The organism is Sulfolobales archaeon (assembly GCA_038897115.1).
Taxonomy (GTDB): Archaea; Thermoproteota; Thermoprotei_A; order Sulfolobales; family AG1; genus AG1.
The window spans coordinates 1-4,195 of sequence record JAWAXC010000148.1; the positions used below are offsets into that span (position 1 = coordinate 1).

At 28.7% G+C, this 4,195-nt stretch carries 3 protein-coding genes; 1 reads left to right on the forward strand and 2 read right to left on the reverse strand.

Annotation, left to right across the window (positions count from 1 at the left end; translation table 11 throughout):
* Positions 1–337 precede the first annotated feature (337 nt).
* Positions 338–2,734: a hypothetical protein gene (locus QXE01_11855; protein MEM4971932.1), complete on the reverse strand. Its 2,397-nt coding sequence runs from the start codon at positions 2,732–2,734 to the stop codon at positions 338–340.
* Positions 2,735–3,048: 314 nt separating this feature from the next.
* On the opposite strand from QXE01_11855, the gene QXE01_11860 reads away from it, so the two are divergent.
* On the forward strand, positions 3,049–3,831 hold the full coding sequence (locus QXE01_11860) for a glycosyltransferase family 2 protein (protein ID MEM4971933.1): 783 nt from the start codon (positions 3,049–3,051) through the stop codon (positions 3,829–3,831).
* Between the two features lie 93 nt (positions 3,832–3,924).
* On the opposite strand, the gene QXE01_11865 is transcribed toward QXE01_11860, so the two are convergent.
* The coding region (locus QXE01_11865; protein ID MEM4971934.1) for a glycosyltransferase family 2 protein at positions 3,925–4,195 on the reverse strand (271 nt) is incomplete at its 5' end.

The following is a 4,195-nucleotide window of genomic DNA, read 5'->3' on the forward strand; positions in this document are numbered from 1 at the left end:
TGGAGTTTACATTAGGTGAGAAGCTTGCATTATTAACTATTACTGCCAAAGATTGGTCGTTTATGATTAATTTAGCTAAGACAATTACTGGACTTGTATTATTTCTACCTAGGCCAATAAGAGAGAAGATAATTGCTTATGGTATAAAAAAATTTTTAACATAAAAATAATAAACTATTGCTTATATTCCAATTTAGTTATAACCTACTATCATTTCGTAATCTAATATTTATCTCCTATTATCAGCTCCTTATATTAGCATAAACTATCACTATGTAGAGATAAAAAATACGTAATAAAGGATAGTCATCAAGGAAGACCTGATCGTATAATTGCATTATTTAAGAGGTCTTTTTCTAAAATTATTTAAATTAGAAGAAATCGTTTTTATTAGCACGCCTAATCTATTTCTCAGAATAAGATAAATTGTAAGGATAATTACTAGCAAAGGATACACAATTATCGTGTAATATGCTATATTATGTATTGTATAATTAAAATTAATAATAGTAAACGGCGATGATGGCTTTACAAGCAATAAGTATGTTTCATTAGCATATGCTGGGATTATGACTAGATCAGAATAATTTCCACTATAATAATTATTATATATAGGAAAATAATTGTATCTTACAATTAAAGGAATATAGGTATAATTTTGCGTAGGTTCTGTAGATATTTTAATTGTAAATTCATTAGGAGCATTACCATATACTACACTTTTTACATTAATATTATTAATTGTTATAACTGTAATATTCTCATTAACATTTGTAATATTTATATCTTCTCCATTAAGATATTTAAGCAAATAGCTTTCATATGACTTAGGAAATATTATCGCGCTAGAGTAATTAACGAAACTAATAGCTAAAGCTTCTCTAAATAAGGACAACTTATAGGGATTATAAGCTAGTGTATAATAGATATCCTCAGGGACTCCAGATATATTCACTAAGATTATGTATTTTATTGGCGAAACCACTTGCTCATTTGAAAAGTAGTATAAACTCATATCACTATTGTTAAAAAGAATTGGATAATCTTTCAAATATTCTTCGAAGTTTTGAATTTTAGCCTGATTATACAATCCATAATAATAATAAGGAATAATATTTCTCGTTACAACAACGTAATTTATACCTAATATTTTCATTGCGTTTAGTACGGGCTCTATATCTGTTAAATTTAATGCTGGATACAAGTTTATAAACCACTCTAAAGCAGCACCAGGTGAATAGTAAGACGAGTATACATCACCTTTAAGTAGAGTATACCAAAAACCTGCACCTGTATATACAGTATTAGAGAAATTATACGCAACGTAGAGAGGAGATAACGGGAAAACTAAGATACGCGGATTATATATGTTCGAAGAATCAATAATGCTTGATATTTTGTATAAATAGTCAGGAAAATAAGTTTGTATAGATTGCCTAGGTGGATAGCCAATAGAGAAACTTTGATAGGAGCCTGTATATGCAATATAGAAATTAGCAAAAACAGAAATTATTAATAATAAAATTATAACTATTTTTAATATTGTTTTTCTAAAATTTAGATGACTAAGTCCAATACCTAAAGCGAGTGAAAAAGAGAGAGTTACGAAATATAGAAAAGACAAGGTCGGGTAGTCAAGACTCCATAGGTAAGGTATTTTTGCGTATATGTTGTATATATAAAAATTAGAGTAAAAAGCTCCTAACCATCCGCTTAGAAACAGAAAGGAAATAAAAGGTGGTATAGCATACTTTATTTTTCTCTCTACAATAAAGGGAACTACGACCAGTATTGCATTTAATACTAACATTGATACTAATATAGGATTTGTTTGAGCAAGAACTGAGATACGATAGTTAGAGAGCGTAAGCACATTGCCTATTCTTCCTTCCGATAGTTGGTTATTAACTTCTATTAACATAACGTAACCTGAGCTAACTTCAGCGGTGTTTGAAGGGAGAGGTTTAATAAATACGTTTAAATATAGTTCTAAATAAGGAATATTTAATATTACAAATAATACAGAAGCTGCAACAATTATTTTCAATTTTTGTTTGATGTTTGTTTTACTTAAAAACAAATAAGATAGAAATAATATAATTATCATACTATAACCAACAAGTAACAAAGTAGGAATCGGGGCTATAAATAAAATAACTATTATTCCAGAAATAACAATTTTTATTAATTTGATATAGAATTTTTCATCATCATTAATTACAGAATCTATAAAGTAAATAGCCCAAGGAAAAGATGTTAAAATGGGAAAGAACGTGGTTACACCTAATGCTATATTATAGTAGAGAAATGGCCCAGTATATAATATACTTTCTGATAGTATAGTAACAAAATAAATGTATAAATTCATTTTAATATTTTCTTGCCTTTCTATACTCTTATAAACTAATAGAGAAATTGCAACATTTGCAATAAATGTGTCTATAAAGAAAGCAACTATTTCTGAATACTGATTAAAAAAAGGTAATAGAAGTATAAGAGCAATAATATTGTTAAGTGGCGGATAATTCACTATCGCTGGAGAGCCTCCGTTTATGTTATTAAAGAAAAGATTATAATTATAGAATACATTTGATGATAGTGGATATACAGTATCTCCAGTAGAGTAAATATAACCTTTATTATAAATTAGAATTGTCATGATAGCAGAAGATAAAATTGAAGTAGTTAAGACAAAAATAAGCTTATTATGTATGATCCTTGCTAGTCTTTTCACATTTCTACTCAATTTAAGCGTATATATAAGGTTTATCATAGAAGGTATAGAGATTTAAGTTGTAATATTTAAGCAGATATTAATAATTTTAAGTAATTATTGGATAAATTGGATAAATAGATATTTATACCATTTTTCATGATACTCATAGTTTTAACAATTAACTAATTGAGAAACAGTGGATGATTGACGGACTAGAGAATGACGGTAAATGTACTTTTAAATTATGTAAAAGAACCGCTAAAAACTAGGTAAGTAATACGTAAATCTTGTTGCTAGTAACCTTTTTATCAAACCTAAACTTTTATTAAAATATGATATCCATAGAAATACCAGTTGTCCATGGAAAATATTTGAATGAAGTATTTGAGTCGATAAGGAGTCAAACCTATCAAGACTTTGAGGTAATAATAACCAACTCTGGAGGTGAGGAAATTTCTGACCTAATAAAACAATATGGCTTCAAAGAAGTTAAGGCTATAACTCGATTACTTAACGCTAGGTATTTAGCGCATTTAGAGTCAAAGGGAGAATACGCTTTAATATTAGACGAAACTAGGGTACTGAGAAGAGATGCATTAAGCATCTTGTCTACATTAAACCACGATATGGTGATAATAGGAGAGCAGGAGATAGGGAATACGTTTTGGTTAAGATTAGCCAATTTAGATAAAGAAAATATCGTAGAATGTAACAGTATAGATACTGTAAAATGGTTCGCACTTCCTAGGTTTTTCAGAAGAGAAATATTAGATAAAGCTTTCAGTAGACTGAAGGAAAATCTAAAAGATAAATTTGATAAAATAGTTTTTCCAGATCACGTATTAATATACTACGAGGCAAGAAAAGAGAGCGATGATGTTTTTCTGCTTAAAGATAGGTTAATATTTCATTACGGAGATGCTACATTATTTCAAATCATTAAGAAATATCATAGGTATGGCAAAAGCTTAAAAATGCTGAGAGGTACACCCTATCATAATTTTGTTACGATAAATAAGACTAAAAGAAATATATGCTTAGGGAATAAGCTCCTTCTCTACTTACTATATTTAGCTAGGGGGATTCCGTTTTTAATAGGGTATTTATTTATATAAAAAGAAGAGAAGAGAACATATAGAACATATAATATCAATCAAATAATCAAATAAACAATTAGCCAAAACTATGTACGCGCGTATATTATCTCTTTAAATATACTTAAGTCCTTCTCTACCTATTATACCATCAATAAAGCCTTCAAGAGCAGCCTTTAAACCTCGTAACCCTTTACTATTCATTCCAACATATGCATAATATCCAACATATATTGGAAGTGAGATTAGAAAGGTAATCTTATGAGGAAATGCCTCTAGATCTAATTCATGATATATTTTAGACCTTACAGCGTAATAAACTCTCATTTCATTATACCTCTTTATACCTTCCGACAAATCAACGTCATGATAAACCCTAGCCGAG